Source organism: Paenibacillus anaericanus, assembly GCF_003994475.1.
Lineage (GTDB): Bacteria > Bacillota > Bacilli > Paenibacillales > Paenibacillaceae > Fontibacillus > Fontibacillus anaericanus.
In genome coordinates, this window is the sequence record NZ_RZNY01000041.1 from 14558 (window position 1) to 31222 (window position 16665).

A 16665-nucleotide genomic window follows, 5' to 3' on the forward strand; every position below is an offset into this window, starting at 1 on the left:
GTTCCGTTATTCCTTCGTATTTGCCACTTTTGAGTGCTTATGAGGACAGGAGATCCGTTATTGCCTATGAATTGAATGAAATCAGGGCTTATATGTGCGAATAACGGAACCTATGTCCGTGAGGTTCGCAATACATAGTGGAATGTAATAAATAACGGATTCTATGTCCGCGAGTTCACTCTGTCTCTGCCTCCACTTCGCACCTCGCACCTCAATTTGAGGATAGAATCGAGGTTGATCGTTGTGGCGTTTGGTGCATAAGTGTGGAATTAGGAATGGATATCTCCCTTGCATTACATCCAGCATGACTCCGCAAAAAAAGGTTCCCGCAACCATTTCAACGGTTGTGGGAACACCCCTATACTAATCGATATCACTATTCAACTACTTACTAGAATTGTAGTACAACCATCTGATGACATGACCATAGCGGTATCGTATAAGTAACGTGACCGTCCACCTGGCTAAATGGTAGTTTCACGTTCTGAGGTGCTAGATATACGTCTTTTACCTGCTCTGTTGCCGCAATGGTAACCTCCGTATTCATGAGCGTAGGCAGATCCTCGATAACCTCGACACCTTTCCCTCTGCGGACTGGAGAAGCATATAACAAATGGTTCACCCAACGGTTGGATGCCGTCTGCACTTGCAATGTAGCAACACCTTGCGCAGGCAAATTGGTGACTAGAGTTTTGTTCTCTAGCAAGCGATCTAATGCATAACAGACGATTTCCTTGACTGGAAGGCTTCCTTTCACGGCGTAATCCTCAAACACATTCCACGCTATATAAATTCCGTCTGATCCTTCGGCCATGCCAACTCCGGCCTCTTGCAGATCGGAAGGGGTATGCTGGTGCGAGCAGAAGGTGAACAAGTCGCGGTTGAAGTATGAATTCTCCTTGTGGCCTAGCACGATACCTTCCGGTGTTGACACTGCATTCTGTCCTTCGGTATAGATGACGAAGGAAGCAGTGCGGAGAGAAGGAAGTTCGAAATCTGGTCTGAAGTAAGAAGGATTGAATGTGGAAACTCCCTGCCATTCTACACCCAAATCTAGTTCAAATCGGGTTCCGTCGGAAGATAGTCCCGAACGTCCAGTAGCCAGAACCTTACCGCCAGTTGCAAGGAAGTCCGCTAGTTTGGCCTTCATGGTCTCTGTGATTAGAATGGCGTCTGGCAGAATAACGACTTTGTATTTAGCCAGATCAACTTGCATATCCACCACATCGAAGAGATAGTTGCCTTCCAGTAAAATTCTTACTGCTCCGGTATCATGATCATATCTGTTGCGCAGCTCGATATCCTCATATCCAGCTTCCCATGTAGTCGCCTCCAGCGACAGCAGCGCAATATCGGCTATGGACGTGGTATCCCGGCACCAGTCTTCTTTCTCTTCCACCTCGCGGTAAGCTTCACCGATCAATGAATACGTGGCGATGTCCATCATGCCGCCAGGATGCAGCTGATCTCCGATGGAGCAGCGAGCCCCATTGGCTAGACTCAGTGCCGCTTCATAGCGCAATGCGTTCGGATGTTTATAGCCGCCGAACTCACCCCAGGAGGTATGGAACTTCCCGGTCATCCCGAGGAAATCCATGCCGAGGGTCTGCGCATAACGCGCGGAGAGCGGGAAGTGGTCATAACCCCAGCCCCCTGTCGGTAGCGATTCTAGCTCCAAGTGGGTGTTGAGATGTGCAAGATCGCGCCGTCCGCGGTCGACGTGGCTGCTGTTATGGAACACGGGTAGGCCAGGCTTGATCGCGTGGACTGTCTCGTTCATCCTTGTGGCATACCTTGTATAGGTCTCTTCCCACATCTTGCGCATGTCTTGTATGTTACGTGGATCGGAACCTTGCTTGCGGATGTCGGTAATGCAATATTGGCAGTAACATTCCCGGACGCCGACGATATCGAGGAAGATTCCGTCTGCATCATAGTTCTTCACAACTTCCTCCACTTGCTGAGCCAGAATATCAAGATAAGGGGTGTTCATGCAGAATTGATGATATCCCGGCGTCATGAAATTGCTCACCCAATTGAGTTGTTCCTGCTCATTACGGATGAGCCACTGCGGATACCTACGTGCTAGCTTCTCATCCAGTCCAGCGGAGAGATAGACAGGCGTCTTTACACCGATTTCATGTGCAGCCTCGATTTGTGCACCGAGGAGATCAAAGGATAGATGTGGATGCATTTCATTAGCACTTGTTGGGTGATAAGCCCAGCCATGATGGCACTTAGAGAATATGGTGATAGAATCAACATGCCCAATCTTGAGCATTTCCTGAAATTGCTGCTTCGAAAAACCACTGCCAATACCTTCAATGGCTTCAGATGTATGGAAATCGAGATGAACCTGACGAAATTTCATGCTTGCGTCCCCCTGGTCATTAAATGTTAGAATCGTATTATATCTACCACTCTAATAGAGAGGCTGCTTGAATACAGCCGACGATTACGACTTTCTATAGTACATTTTCTGCATTTTTTAATGGAGGTCATATTATGAAAGTTCTTGAACTTCAAGTTCCACCGTACCCGCTGCTAGCGGCAATCGGCCATGCCGTATGGCAACCTGGAGTGCAACATGCCCAGCGCTGCTTTGAAGTATTTGATCTCATTATTTGCGCCAAAGGGGCGCTGTATATGGAGGAAGACGGATACAACTACGAGGTTGTGGAAGGAATGATGCTGATTCTTGAACCCGGACAAATACATCGCGGCTACCAGCCAACTGAGGTGGAGACTGAGGTATACTGGATTCATTTCAAGTATCCGTCTTCAGTAGCGCCGATATTGAAGGAGAAGACCGACTGGAAGCAGCCATTGCTTCAACAGACAGATCAGGATATTGAGCCTCCATCTGGACTCATTGAAGTCCCTAAATTCGCTGCCGTGGATTTGCGTACGATCCAGCCCATACTGGCAGAGATGCTTGATCTGCACCATATGCTTACCCGGCAGCGTTCCTTCGAGTTGCAAGTTCTGTTTGGTCAATTCCTCCTGCAAGTGCAGAACGGAATGAGACGCAGCAGTCCACAAGCCCGTTCCTATTTTCTTAGTGAGAAGGTTGCTGCGTATTTGAACCAGCACCTGGATCAACCGTTTGACTCCGGGCAGATGGAGCGTGATCTACTCTATCATTTCGATCACTTAGCTCGCTGCCTGAAGCAGTATACAGGGATGAGTCCGCTACAATACCGTCATCACCAGCAGATCGAGAAGGCCAAGCGGTTGCTGGCACATTCCGAGCTACCATTGAAACGGATCGGTGAGTTGTGCGGACTGCATGACAATAATTATTTCATACGTTTGTTCAAACGTCAGACCTCACTCACGCCTGGAGAGTATCGCAAGCATCATCAGGTGTATTTCATGGAGTGAGGATGATTTCGCTATATAGGGTGACAAGCCTTAAGGGAGATATCTAAATTTCAGTGAAAAGACAGAAATGGGCGATTTTTTGTGGAATATTTCCGGAAAATGTATTACAGTGTTTATTGTCTCGTTTTTTTTGTGAGCGGAATATCAAACATTGGAGTGGGCGTCATTAGCAGAAACAAAAAAGGTTTGCTATTTCCGAATTTAGATATGGATCGTATCATGAATCTCATTGGATTAATCGAATCGAATGATACCGCAGAAGTTCTAAATGAAGAAGCACAAAAACGTGCAAAAGTCGTTGTCGTTGAGCCTATGAAACGCAGACGTCCGCAGAACGTGGAGACACTGCTGCGTAAAGTCTTGAATAATTAATGGGGGTTACCCTGTTAAAATAAGCTGTCCAAGTAGTCATGTCGATGACGGTTTGGACAGCTTATTTGTGTTCTAAGAAATGGGGAGAGGTATGTACAGCAAAACAGCTCTCCACAGAGAGCTGTCCAGATGATTCTTATGGCGTAGCCTTAGGGCTGCGCCTGTTCGTTGTCTCCATTAAAGAATGTATCCGCTTTATCCCGGTGTTCGTCCGTAACTTGACCTGCAATCGCCTTGATCCCTGCCGCAATCACGGCTGCATCATCTGTTATACCAAGTCCGATCAACGCATCCGGAATCACGTCGAGGGGAGAGATGAAATAAGCGAGTGCACCGAAGGCGATACCTTTTGCCCATAACGGGGTTTTCGCGTCTACCGCACAATAATACATCGCAATCGCATCTTTGGTGAATGGTATTTTTCCAGCAAATTTCTTGGTCTTGGCCCAAAAGTTCTTCGTTACGATGTCCTCATTCTTTTTGCTATAAGGCATATTATCTGCTGTCAGTTCTGCACCTAAATGCCGATCGTCTTTCTTCATCACGGATTACCTCCTGAAGAATCGTTTAACTCAGTATAGTTCTTTTTGTTATCTTAAACAAAAATCAGCTATCTAACTCAAAGCCGCTTTCTCCAACCGCTGTAACGGAACTCAGCGACCTTATTTGCGATATATTCTACTGTTCTGCATTCTAACGGAACCAGGAGACGTTATTTCATCATTATGGTGCATTAGAGCATCATTTAGAAGAAATAAGGTCTCTCAGTTCCGTTAGAATATTCATTGACCCTGGAAACTCAGAATAAGGTCTCTCAGTTCCGTTAGACTGATGTGACTGATGTCTGAGCACGTCCAAACAGTCGAATATTGCGCTGAGCCCTCACTTGGTTGATCCTTATTTTGGTTGAGCCGCCACTAATTCAGCATCGAGCCCTCATTTTGCAAGCCTCCACTAAGCCTCCATTCCCCTGCAAACCCCATTTGGTATAAATGGGCAAATAAGGACAAACAAGTAGAGTTGACTTGCGAATAAATAAGTAGTATATTCTATGTGTAACCGGTTACCTATTAGGGTGGAGTGAAGATATGGCTTCGATTAAAGATGTTGCAAAGCTTGCTGGCGTATCTGTGGCCACAGTATCTAGAGTGTTGAACGACAAAGGATATGTGGGACAGCGTACAAGGGAATTGGTAGAACAAGCGATTAAAGAATTGAACTACAAGCCTAACGAAGTAGCAAGAAGTTTGTTCAAGAAACAATCGAATACGATTGGCTTAATCGTGCCGGATATCATGAATCCTTTCTTTCCCGAGCTAGCTAGAGCTGTCGAAGATACGGCTTCTAAGTTTGGATACAACGTTATTCTATGCAACTCAGATGAAGATAAAGTGAAAGAACAGACATATCTAGACATGTTACAGCAGAACTATGTAACCGGTATCATTGTTTCTTCTAATACGATGACCGCTACACAGATTGAAGAACTTAATATTCCTGTAGTAAGTATTGACCGAGAAATCAGCAAAGGCCTTCCAACGATTGTTGTAGAGAATTCGAAAGGGGCTGGTGTTGCTACTGACTTTCTGATAAATAAAGGCTGTAGAAGAATTGCACATATCAGAGGTCCCCAAGGGGTTGTCAATGCGGACGAGCGTTGTGAAGGGTATAGAGAAGTAGTTCATCAGGAACCGTGGTTTAATGAGAGCTACATTATTAACGGAGATTATGATATGGAATCTTCGATTGAAGCAACACTTGAACTTTTAACGATACATCCTGAAATTGACGGTATTTTTGCAGCAAATGATATTATGGCAATTGGAGCAATGAAAGCCGCTTATCAGCTTGGCAAAAGAATACCAGAGGAACTTTCAATTATCGGATTTGATGGAATCAAATTGTCCTCCGTAACGATTCCGGAACTAACAACCATCGTACAGCCGATCTACGAATTGGGCGAAAAAGCTACAACGATGTTAGTTAGTTTAATGAATCGGGAAGAAGTTGGGCAAACTTATTATAGATTAGATGTTGAACTTATAGAGAGAAATTCAACGTAAGGAGTAGATAGAAATGGAGCAGAGACCCAAAATTACTGTTGTCGGAAGTATAAATATGGATTTAGTTACGATTACTTCTCAAGTACCGAAGAGGGGGGAGACGCTATTCGGCGAACATTTTCAAATGAATCCAGGCGGAAAAGGTGCCAATCAAGCAGTAGCTGCGGCTAGACTTGGAGCGCATGTTCAACTGATTGGTTGCGTGGGGAATGACAGATTTGGCAAGGATATTCTAGAGCACCTTCAAGAACAAGGTGTAGATGTGAGTAATGTGGAACCGGTTACAGATGTAACTGCCACGGCTACAATCATCGTCTCTGATCAAGATAACAGTATTATTGTTGTACCTGGGGCAAATAATTATGTAACGGCTTCATTCGTTGAATCGAAACGGGATGTTTTCGCGGATAGTGATATTCTGATTGTTCAGTTGGAAACACCACTTGAAGGTATACGAAAAGCAGTGCAGATTGCCAAGGAAAATGGAGTTAAGGTCATTCTTAATCCGGCACCTATTCAAGAATTGCCTTCTGATTTAATTAAAGATATTGATTATCTTACCCCAAATGAACATGAACAGACATTGCTCAGACAAGGAAGAAGTGCTGAAGAGTTGAATGGGAAACTTATTGTCACTAAGGGCAGTCAGGGAGTTTGTATTTATGAACAGGATCAAGAAGTAGAAATTCCTGCTTATAAGATAGCTGTTGTTGATACTACCGGAGCCGGTGACTCTTTTAATGGAGGATTAGCATATGCACTGAGCAAAGGATTTAGTTTAAAAGATGCTTGTAAATACGGTAATGCGGTTGCTGCCTTATCAACGACAAAGCTAGGAGCCCAAACAGGTATGCCTACGGGTGAAGAGGTTGAATTGTTTATTAAGAGTCGGGGGTGATCAGACTACAAAGTCTGTACCATTATTGAAATCGCTTACTTCATACATTCAAGGAGGAACAAAACAATGACAACGACTAGACCAATTATTATTGACACAGATCCAGGGATCGACGATGCAGTAGCACTTGCAATAGCACTATTCAGTGAGAAATTAGATGTTCGCTTAATAACTACTGTTGGCGGAAATGTTGGACTTGATAAGGTGACAATTAACGCCTTGAGATTGCTGAAGTTTTTCAATAAAAATGTACCGGTTGCTCTTGGAGCGGATAGACCACTGATCAAAGAGCCGATCGATGCCAGTGATATACATGGATCTACAGGAATGGATGGTTTTGATTTTGAAGAGCCAACGGAAGATCTTGTTCTCAAAGAAAATGCCGTGAATGCGATGTATCGCGTCATTATGGACAGTAAAGAGCCTATTACTTTAGTTCCGATTGGTCCATTAACGAATATTGCTCTTTTATTAAAAATGTATCCAGAAGTCAAAGAAAACATTGCTGAAATTGTCTTAATGGGCGGCTCAACAGGTCGGGGGAATGCCGGTGTTATGGCGGAGTTTAATATTTATGCCGATCCTGAAGCAGCAAAGATCGTGTTCCAGAGCAATCTACCACTTGTTATGGTGGGACTCGATGTTGGTTTGAAAGCCCTAGTGTATCCTGAAGATAGTGAGCAACTTAAAGTCATGAATCAAACAGGAAATATGATCTATCAGCTATTTCAGAAATACAGAGGCGGTAGCATGAAGACAGGATTGAAAATGTATGACGCCACTGCAATTGCTTATCTGCTCAAGCCGGAAATGTTCCAAGTAGTAGATACATTCGTGGATGTAGAATTGAACGGTTCCATGACAACAGGATGTACGGTAGTGGATTTAAAGGGATATTTAGGGAAGCCTAATAACGCAAAAGTATGTGTGGATATAGATCCTCAAATGTTTAAGCAATGGTTCATGGATAGTTTGAAGAAATGTAACTAACAGTGAGGAGAAGGGGGTTCAATCATGAGTTCTAATTTAGTAATGTATGCCTCGGCTATTATTGGTGTAGCAGTAGTAATCTACATGTTAATTAAAAAAATGGACATTAAGATCTCACTATTCCTTATCGGGATCCTGTTGATCTTGGTTAGTACTGCTATGGGTAAAGAAATCGCCGTCAAAGACTTTGTCTCAACGGGAGTCGTATGGTTAGATCCGCTCCAAGTGATTGTCACTCAGTTTAAACAAACGTTTACTGCGGCAGGTTTTATTATTCTCCTATTGGGAGGATATACAGCTTACATGTCATCGATTGGTGCCAATGAAGTTACTGTCAACGCGCTAACGAAACCTATCTCGAAGATTAAATCAGTATATGTGTTAGTTCCCTTGGTATTCTTATTAGGAAACGCACTTTCACTTGTTATTCCAAGTGCCTCAAACTTGGCTATTATATTACTTGCTACTCTATATCCGATTTTAAGAAAAACGGGTATGTCTGCATTAACTGCGGGTGCGGTAATAGCTACGTCAGCCACCATAGTTCCGACTCCTCTAGGAAGCGACAACGTGGCGATCGCGGAGGAATTGGCGAAACATTCATCATTTGCAGGTTTAACAGTTACTGACTATGTGTTCAACTATCATGCTTTAATTTCAATACCAACATTGATCTTTATAGCTTTCGTTCATTACTTCTGGCAGAAGAGATTGGATAAAAAAGCAGGCTTAACTGGACAAGCTGGTAAAGATGAGCATGTGGAAGTGGATAGTGTCGCTGCAATTACTGGAGGTAAATTATACAAAACGGTATATGCGATTCTCCCGATCTTCCCTATTATTCTTTTGTTAGGCGCTTATGCTGCACAGATTATTACGGGTAGCACCATCGAAATTAGCGTTGAGATTGCTACATTAGTATCCTTTGTTCTTGCTATTGTGTGTGAATTAATTAGACATAAAGGTAATAAGAGTGTCTTGGAAAAGACGGAAGCATTCTTTAAAGGAATGGGCGGAGCAGTTCCTATTGTGGCTCTGTTGGTTGCAGCATCCGTATTTGTAACCGGTTTGAAATCGATTGGCTTGGTTGACGAACTTCAATCAGCTATGCAAAGTATTCAAGGTAATGGATTAGACTTTATTCTACCTCTCATCATGGTAGCCTTAACGGCTCTGATCGTAATATTGAGTGGAAGTGGTACGGCCCTATTCTTTGCCATGGTACCTCTAATCGTTCCATTAGCTGTGGCAGCTGGAATTAGTCCAATTGCTATCTCAGTACCACTTGGTCTAGCAGGTAACCTCTTCAGAGCTGTATCTCCTGTAGCTGCGGTTATCCTCATTGTTGCTGGAACAGTTAAGAAGAATCCAATTGAGCTTGTAAAAAGAACATCGGTTCCAATGATTGCTGGTGTAGTGTTTATGTTCGTATTATCCATGATTGTATTCCTATAATTTCGTATTGAGGTCGAATAGAAACGTAATGATTACCAAGAAGAGCAGGCATTGTGCCTGCTCTTCTTGGTAATTTGCCTATGTGCTAGTGACATTTGTCCGTCCTCATACAATAAAAATGAGTAATAGATTGAAGACTGAGAAGGCCAGTATGGAATAATCTCGGGGATGAAGCCGATATAATCGGATCGGAGTACGCCCTTCATCTCCTTGATAGCAGCGGGATTCCATAGCAACGGCGAGTTCCTTAGCTCGTAATATCGATAGAACAAATAGTGGCATGAGCATAGGGAATATGCCACGAAAGCGAGAGGATATTCCCTTACGATGAAAGCCACCGCCGCGCGCCATTTGAGCCTTTCGGATCTTGTCGATTTCTTCGATTAGAATGGGTAGAAATCGAAGGGCGATTGTGAACATCATGACTGCTTCATGGACGGGGATGCGAAGCTTCTTGAACGGTTTCAGAATCATCTCCAATCCTTCTGCCAGAATGATGGGTGATGTGGTACGAACGAGCAAAGATAAGAGTAGAACAATTCCGGCAATTTGTTCACACATCAAGATCCCATTAATAGCTCCTTGTAAGGAGTACGTCAGAAATCCAAGGTGAATCATGGAATCTCCGGGATTTGTAATCAGTATCGACTGGTAAATCATCGTCGAAATGAAGAAGATCGTTAAGGAGAGCAATGTGAATACGAGAGCCCGCCATGACAATTTGGCAATCCACCAAAGAATGATCAGTAGCACAATTTGAGCGGTCTTTAGTAGCAAGTTATGGTTCAGCAGTAAGCTTGCAGCGAATATGAGGCTTACAGTAATCTTCATTCGAGGGTCCCATTGTTCCAGCCACGTATTTTGTTTTCGATACAAAAGAAAGCTGTTATTTCCCATGATAGTTCCTCATTTAACTAGAATTTGTTGTTGGTTAAGTATTAATGAAATGGCATCAGCAGCCTCTTCCGGTGATAACTTACCGTTGCTAGAAGTGATTCCAAACTGTCTAAGCATGCGCGATACGACAAGTGCAGAAGGTTCTTCCCACCCGAAGGACTCCAATAATTCAGGATCAGAAAGGGTTGTGACGGGTGAACCGTCTGCAATGAAGATGCCGTTCTTCAAGGCCAGCAGTCTAGATGCATGGTTTACAATTTCGTCAAGCTGATGGCTAACCCAGATAATCGTGAGTCCCTGTTCCTCATTCATTTGATGCAGAAGCTGGAATAATGCAGTTCTGGATGGTAGATCCAGGCCGGCAGTTGGTTCATCAAGAATAAGCAGCTTAGGTTCAAGCACTACAACTCCAGCGATTGCAACCCGTCTCTTCTCACCACCACTTAGCTCAAATGGACTGCGATCTTTGAACTCCTCATAGTCCAATTGAACGACTTCCATTGCTTTGCGAACTTTCTGTTCTTTAATTTCTTTAGGTAGTTTGGCACTTTGCAGTCCAAATGCAATATCATCAAATACTGTTGTTGAGAATAATTGATGTTCGGGGTACTGAAAAATATAGCCGACTTGATCAAACAACTCAGGTTTTCGCGAAGAGTTAGGATCGATGTCGTCCAGTAACACGTTTCCTGTTGTTGGAGCAAGAAATCCTTTGAGTAGCTGTAGAAAAGTGGATTTACCGGAACCTGATTTTCCAGCAATAGCCAACATTTCGCCGCTCTTAATCGTGATATGAAGTTGATTTAGAACGGGAGGGGCAAGGAAAGAAGTTGTCTTCCTTTTCTTCTTCTCGTAAGTGAAGGAGACGTTGTTCAATTGAATCTGCATAACAATTCCCTCAATTCTTCTATCCCTAGAGAGGTTGAGACTGGAATCCCTTTGCCCTGTAATGAAAGAGCCAGAGCATGATAATATGGTAATTCCAAGCCACATTCTGACAGGAGAGCTTCGTTGGTCAAAAATTGATCTGGGGAGCCATCAAGATACAGATGCCCATTACGGAACAAAATCCAACGATCTGCTTCCAGAACTTCTTCTAGATGATGTGTAATGTAAATGAGGGCGAAAGGCTGCCGCTTACGCGCTTCATGTAATGTACGAACAAATTGTTTTCTGGCCACGGGGTCTAGCATGGAGGTGGCTTCGTCTAGAATCAGATACCTTGGAGATAAGGCTAACACAGAGGCCAGGGCGAGCTTTTGCTGTTCTCCACCTGAGAGATGAGTAACAGGACGATCCTCATCGGCATCCAAGCCTACGAGGTCAATAGCCCAGGCAATACGTTCCTGAATTTGATGCTGGGGATAGCCGATATTTGACAGACCAAAGGCTATGTCTTCACCAACAGTCATCCCAACCTGTTGATTCTCTGGATTCTGGAATACGATCTGTACAGCTCTGCGGATCAGCGGGATGCTCTGAGAAACATGTGTGAATCTTCCTTCCACCTGAACAGAGCCTTCAGATGGAAGTTCAATTCCGTTAAGCAGACGGGTTAGGGAAGATTTTCCAGACCCATTACGGCCAAGCAACGCTACAAATTCGTTAGGTTTAATGCTAGAAGTGATTTGATGAAGCACACGAGAAGTGTACTGAGTATCCTCTTCGTCCTCCCACTCCGTGTAGGAGAATGAAGCGTTCTGAATTTCAATCATTACTCCTTCACCGCCTCATTGACCTTGATGGATGATGATACAGGTCCAAATATGCCCTTCGGATGATTCGGATCGAACTTACCACTTGGGGTATTTGGAATTTGCCAGAAGAAATCAATGTTCACTTCATATTCAGTTGCGATCTGAATAAAGTCTTGCATAAATACGCCTTTTCCTGGATCACACGAAGGGCTGTCGGATATACCGAGTCCTCCTACGATCTCGTAGCCGTGATCCTGATAAACCTTTAGTTGCTCAATATACGGTAGTAATATTTTGCGATTATGATTATGAAATTCTGGTGTATCGTATTCCTCAACCGTCATAGGCGGGCGGTCAGGACCAAGGAAGGTAAATTCGGGGCATGGGAGTTGGAAAATTCCATAACCTTGTTTGTAGGACCAGTCAACTGCCGCTTTCATGATGCCTGGACTACGAGCTTCGCCGTCCACGACTGCGTTCTGATTAATGACACAGTGTGAGACGACAAGGAGTTGTTTACTACGCTTCAATGGATGATTTCTTCTTTCTATTAGACGTCTTGATCAGAGATTGCGGCAGGTTTTTAACGACAAAGTATATGAGAACGGCAGATAGAACTTTATCTACTAAATTTTCAGCGAGTCGAGGAAGAAAGGCAGCAGTGAACAAGCTACTTCCAGCCTGTTTGAGCCAAAGGATGGCTACATCATGCGCTCCACCTGTTAATCCACCAAATAGGCCAATGGCAATAATAGTACCTATAGACGGGCAAAGGATGGCTAAAATCGCACCTGATGTGAGTGCTGTTGATAAGCGATACCCTTTTTTTCTAGCCAATAGACCAACAACAAGACCAACAACGGCATTGACAAGTCCAAAAGGAATGGCGGTATATCCGGATGTTACGCCTAGAACCAAATTTGTAACAATCCCAACTAGAATTCCCCAAAGAGGTCCGAATATAGCAGCGGTGAAAATAGTTCCGACGGTATCGAGAAACAGAAAAGGAATTTTTAGACTTCCCACAATGGTACCGGCTATAACGTTAATAGCTACAGCCAATGCACTTATAGTAATGATTTGAGTTTTTTTGTTCATATGATCTTCTCCTTAAGCTAGATTATAAAAATTAGCAAACCACGGTTGTAAATCTCATATTCTAAAATCATGAATGAATCGGACTCCTCCTTTGTACATAACGAGATGTTTGCAACTGTGTATAACAGAGGGTTAGCCAAACATCTACAGACGATTCAAACTTAATCTTGACTAAACTCATTGGATTAATAAACTTTATTCTAGTTAAATTTCTGCATATGTCAAGATAAATACTTGATAAGAACTTTAGGGTTAGGTGTTTGTAATCTAGGTAACAATATCCGCGATTTTATTTAAAACAACTTCCGCTATTTACATATTTTTTTACATAACCATGGTTTTCCAATAATACTCCAATGGCAGAATGAGGATGTTGTACTATCTATTATAAATTGGAGGGAAATAATGAATAAGTTTGCTAGAATCGGAGCTAAATGGTTGAGGTCGGGAGTTGCGTTGTCTTTAGCGTTATCAATTCAGTTGGGGTTTGGTGGCGCACTTCCATCAACTTATGCTGAAGGACCAAGTGATCCTGCACCGTACATTGCGGCAAAAGTAGTCAATGAAAATGCAGGTAAAAAAGTTCTGTTCGATAACACGCATGGACAGACAGCTGGAGCTGCTGATTGGGTCATTGACGGTGGATTTTCGGATTTTGGCAATGCACTAGTAAACAATGGATATGATGTGAAAGAGCTTCGCAAGGCTTCATCATTTACTTATAGTGACCTCAGTAGCTATTCTGTATTTATTGTAGCGGAGCCGAACATTCCTTTTAAACAAAGTGAACAAGCCGCTATGGAACGGTACGTGAAGGAAGGTGGAAGCATCTTCTTTATCGGTGATCACTATAATGCAGATCGTAATAAGAACCGCTGGGATGGTTCCGAATCTATAAATGGTTATCGGCGGGGGGCATGGGTGGATCCCGCGAAAGGAATGAGCACGGAGGAGAGAAATTCCGCTGCGATGCAAGATGTCGTTAGCTCAGACTGGCTTGGTAGTAATTTTGGGATTCGATTCCGTTATAATGCTCTAGGTGATATTACTGCAAATGGGATTGTTGCGTCGAATCAAGCTTTTGGCATAACAGATGGGGTATCAAAAGTAGCCATGCATGCTGGTTCTACTCTAGCTATTACTGACCCTACTAAAGCCAAAGGAATCGTTTATCTACCTAAGACTACTGCAGCTTGGGGGAATGCGGTAGATCAAGGCGTTTATAATGGCGGGGGCATTGCGGAAGGTCCTTACGCAGCTGTATCCAAGGTTGGATTAGGTAAAGCTGCATTCATTGGCGATTCCTCACCTGTAGAGGATGCCTCCCCTAAATATGTACGTGAGGAAACAGGAACTTCGAAGACCACATATGATGGCTTTAAAGAGCAAGATGATGCAACTCTGCTCGTGAATATGGTGAATTGGTTATCGAAGCAAGAAAATTATACAAGTCTAGATCAAGTACCTAATTTACAATTGGATGAGAAGACAACGTTACTTCCTTTTGAGGCACCAGAAGCTTCTACTGAACCACAATCTGAACCATGGTCTACTCCTGCTGCGGGTTACAAATGGTGGGATCAGTCCACTTTTAAAGCTGGTTCGTATGGTGGTGCTACAGCGAGTGCTAATGCATCCTATAGTTTCGTACATCAAGCCACACTTCCTAATGCACAGGATTTCCAAATCCGTGTCGTAGTGGATAATCTACCGGCCAATTCGACCGTATCAGGTTTTAGTACAGGAATCTATCTGACTTCCGGTGGTACACAAATAGCGAAGATTCAAAATCAAGATGGTACTTGGCCGGCAGCTTATGGATACGGAAATTTTAGTGTAACTTCGAATAGCCAAGGTCGTGCCTATAAAGATTTAACCGTTAGAGTCAAACCAAGTACAACGGGCGCTGCTAATCTTAGATTAAGACTGAATGGGAATAACCTTATAACTAATTCAGTAACGCTAGCGAATGTGCCTGCAGAACCACTCCCGGCTGAAGGAAATCCTACTCCTACTTTAATCACGATCGCCGAAGGACGGAGCAAAGCAGAAGGGACTGTAGTCACTTTCCAAGGGACGATAACGACAGAACCCAGTGCATTTGGCGGACAATCATTCTATCTGCAAGATGCGACAGGTGGTATTTATGTATTCCAGAGTACAAGTGGATTTCATCAAGGCGATGTTGTGAAAATTACAGCACCACTTGCCCTTTATAATGCGGAGCTTGAGTTAACTAATCCTGTATCTATAGAGAAAACGGGGGTAGCACAATTACCAACTGCAAAGCAGGCTACTACTGTAAATGACGGGAATCAAGGGCAAATTATTGAACTCCGTGATGTTACGATTCGTAATATTATAGCGGCTGCTCCTACCGGTTCTTTTGAATTTGATGCGGTAAGTGGTAACGTCAGTAATCATGTCCGTGTAGATGTGAGAACAGGATTACAGCTTGAAGGTTTTCCTTATCAGGAAGGTCAGGTAGTGAACTTGAGTGGAGTTTCCTCGATCTTTAAAGGAGTTTATCAATTAAAGGTACGTGGATTAAGTGATATTTCGCTTATCCCTGACACAGTTCCACCTGTTACTACAGCTACTCTGTCAGCGGCAGCTAACAATAGCGGTTGGTTTAATCAAGCTGTCAACCTTACTTTAACTGCTACAGATCAAGGCTCGGGTAAAGTTACGACGAAATACGCGATAAATGATGGACCTGAAGTTACTTATGCCGGGCCTGTATCAATTGATTCTGAAGGAGTTAATGTCGTTCGCTACTTCTCAGTGAGTGCTGCTGGTAATATCGAAGCGACAAAGTCTATCGAAGTGAAATTGGACAAAACTGCGCCAATCGTCACATTGACCCATTCAGGCAAAGCAGTTGGAGATGTACTAGAGCAGGATGTCTTAAAGTTTGAACTTGTTAGTACGGATACAGGGTCTGGTATAGCTACGCAAAATCTATCGGTCGATGGGAAAGAAATTGCAATTGGCCAACCGATCAATGCGAAAGACTTTGGTGTAGGTGATCACAACGTGCAATATACAGTAGTGGATGTTGCCGGTAATGTATCCAAGAATAGTACTCCATTTCGTGTAGGCCAGCTACTTGCGCAAGGTGCCCCTGGCAAGCCTGTATTGTCTGACAATAATGGCTACGATACAGGGATTAGAGATGGGAATTACACAATTTCCATGAATATGTGGTGGGGGAATAACGGTTCTGAATTCAAGTTGTACGAGGACGGTGTATTAATCGCTACAAGACAGTTAACTGATTCTTCGCCGACTGCACAGGCATTAACAATAGATATTACTGGCAAAGCGAATGGAACCTATATTTATACTAGTGAATTGATCAATTCACAAGGAACGACTGCATCGAATCCACTTATTGTCGTGGTAACGAATGCAGGTCCAGGTAAACCCGTATTATCCCAAGATAACTGGGATGGTGATGGGAATTACAACATCTCTATGAATATGTGGTGGGGAACCAATGGTTCCGAGTATCGACTTTACGAGAATGGACAGTTAGTAGATACCCAGAATCTTGCGGAAATTACCCCTAATGCTCAGCGTGCTGTAACTGGTCTGAAAGATAGAGCCGTAGGCACATATGAATACCGTGCCGAATTAATCAACGCTTCGGGTGTATCTTCAAGCGAGATCATTACGGTTCGTGTTGTAAAGTAATAAGAAATGAATTAAGGTAGGGCAAACGGTCATTGTTGCAAAATAGCTCAACCTAAAAAAGCCACGGATCTTATGATGAACTGCACCCCAATTGTTAGACACAACTAACAATTGG

14 protein-coding genes are annotated in these 16665 nt (G+C 43.4%); 7 read left to right on the plus strand and 7 right to left on the minus strand.

All coding sequences use genetic code 11. From position 1 onward, the window contains the following. Positions 1-391 precede the first annotated feature (391 nt). Positions 392-2371: a beta-galactosidase trimerization domain-containing protein gene (locus EJP82_RS25615; RefSeq protein WP_127194913.1), complete on the minus strand. Its 1980-nt coding sequence runs from the start codon at positions 2369-2371 to the stop codon at positions 392-394. 134 nt (positions 2372-2505) lie between these two features. Between EJP82_RS25615 and EJP82_RS25620 the strand changes: the two genes are divergently transcribed. Both EJP82_RS25620 and EJP82_RS25625 read left to right on the plus strand, forming a co-directional pair. Continuing rightward, positions 2506-3384, plus strand: a complete 879-nt coding sequence (locus EJP82_RS25620) for an AraC family transcriptional regulator (protein ID WP_127194914.1) — start codon at positions 2506-2508, stop codon at positions 3382-3384. An 81-nt stretch (positions 3385-3465) separates the two neighbouring features. Beyond that, positions 3466-3756 carry a hypothetical protein gene (locus tag EJP82_RS25625; protein WP_127194915.1) on the plus strand — a complete coding sequence of 97 codons (291 nt, stop codon included), beginning with the start codon at positions 3466-3468 and terminating at the stop codon, positions 3754-3756. A gap of 149 nt (positions 3757-3905) precedes the next feature. Here the strand turns inward: EJP82_RS25625 and EJP82_RS25630 are convergent, their stop codons facing one another. Beyond that, positions 3906-4298, minus strand: a complete 393-nt coding sequence (locus EJP82_RS25630; RefSeq protein ID WP_127194916.1) for a YkvA family protein — start codon at positions 4296-4298, stop codon at positions 3906-3908. Positions 4299-4844: 546 nt separating this feature from the next. Between EJP82_RS25630 and EJP82_RS25635 the strand changes: the two genes are divergently transcribed. The 4 genes from EJP82_RS25635 to dcuC all read left to right on the plus strand — a co-directional run bounded on the left by EJP82_RS25635 (position 4845) and on the right by dcuC (position 9162). Then, positions 4845-5819 carry a LacI family DNA-binding transcriptional regulator gene (locus EJP82_RS25635; RefSeq protein WP_127194917.1) on the plus strand — a complete coding sequence of 325 codons (975 nt, stop codon included), beginning with the start codon at positions 4845-4847 and terminating at the stop codon, positions 5817-5819. A gap of 13 nt (positions 5820-5832) precedes the next feature. Next, positions 5833-6717, plus strand: a complete 885-nt coding sequence (gene rbsK / locus EJP82_RS25640; RefSeq protein WP_127194918.1) for a ribokinase — start codon at positions 5833-5835, stop codon at positions 6715-6717. A 66-nt stretch (positions 6718-6783) separates the two neighbouring features. After that, a complete protein-coding gene (gene rihC, locus EJP82_RS25645) occupies positions 6784-7707 on the plus strand; it encodes a ribonucleoside hydrolase RihC (protein WP_127194919.1) in 924 nt (307 codons plus the stop codon). A 24-nt stretch (positions 7708-7731) separates the two neighbouring features. Continuing rightward, a complete protein-coding gene (dcuC, locus tag EJP82_RS25650; protein ID WP_127194920.1) occupies positions 7732-9162 on the plus strand; it encodes a C4-dicarboxylate transporter DcuC in 1431 nt (476 codons plus the stop codon). A 105-nt stretch (positions 9163-9267) separates the two neighbouring features. On the opposite strand, the gene EJP82_RS25655 is transcribed toward dcuC, so the two are convergent. From EJP82_RS25655 to EJP82_RS25675, 5 genes are read right to left on the minus strand one after another with little or no spacing between them, the layout of a single operon-like run. Beyond that, positions 9268-10059 (minus strand): energy-coupling factor transporter transmembrane component T family protein, encoded by a 792-nt coding sequence (locus EJP82_RS25655; RefSeq protein WP_127194921.1) that lies wholly within the window; start codon positions 10057-10059, stop codon positions 9268-9270. A 9-nt stretch (positions 10060-10068) separates the two neighbouring features. Continuing rightward, a complete protein-coding gene (locus tag EJP82_RS25660; protein ID WP_127194922.1) occupies positions 10069-10947 on the minus strand; it encodes an ATP-binding cassette domain-containing protein in 879 nt (292 codons plus the stop codon). After that, positions 10932-11774, minus strand: a complete 843-nt coding sequence (locus EJP82_RS25665) for an ATP-binding cassette domain-containing protein (protein WP_127194923.1) — start codon at positions 11772-11774, stop codon at positions 10932-10934. Before EJP82_RS25665 ends, EJP82_RS25660 begins: the two co-directional genes overlap by 16 nt. After that, positions 11774-12286: a CD3072 family TudS-related putative desulfidase gene (locus EJP82_RS25670; RefSeq protein ID WP_127194924.1), complete on the minus strand. Its 513-nt coding sequence runs from the start codon at positions 12284-12286 to the stop codon at positions 11774-11776. Before EJP82_RS25670 ends, EJP82_RS25665 begins: the two co-directional genes overlap by 1 nt. Beyond that, on the minus strand, positions 12276-12854 hold the full coding sequence (locus EJP82_RS25675; protein WP_127194925.1) for a CD3073 family putative ECF transporter S component: 579 nt from the start codon (positions 12852-12854) through the stop codon (positions 12276-12278). Before EJP82_RS25675 ends, EJP82_RS25670 begins: the two co-directional genes overlap by 11 nt. Positions 12855-13259: 405 nt before the next feature. Here EJP82_RS25675 and EJP82_RS25680 point away from each other — a divergent pair, with 405 nt between their 5' ends. Continuing rightward, positions 13260-16550, plus strand: coding sequence for an OmpL47-type beta-barrel domain-containing protein (locus EJP82_RS25680; RefSeq protein WP_211350301.1), 3291 nt, complete (start codon positions 13260-13262; stop codon positions 16548-16550). Positions 16551-16665 lie beyond the last annotated feature (115 nt).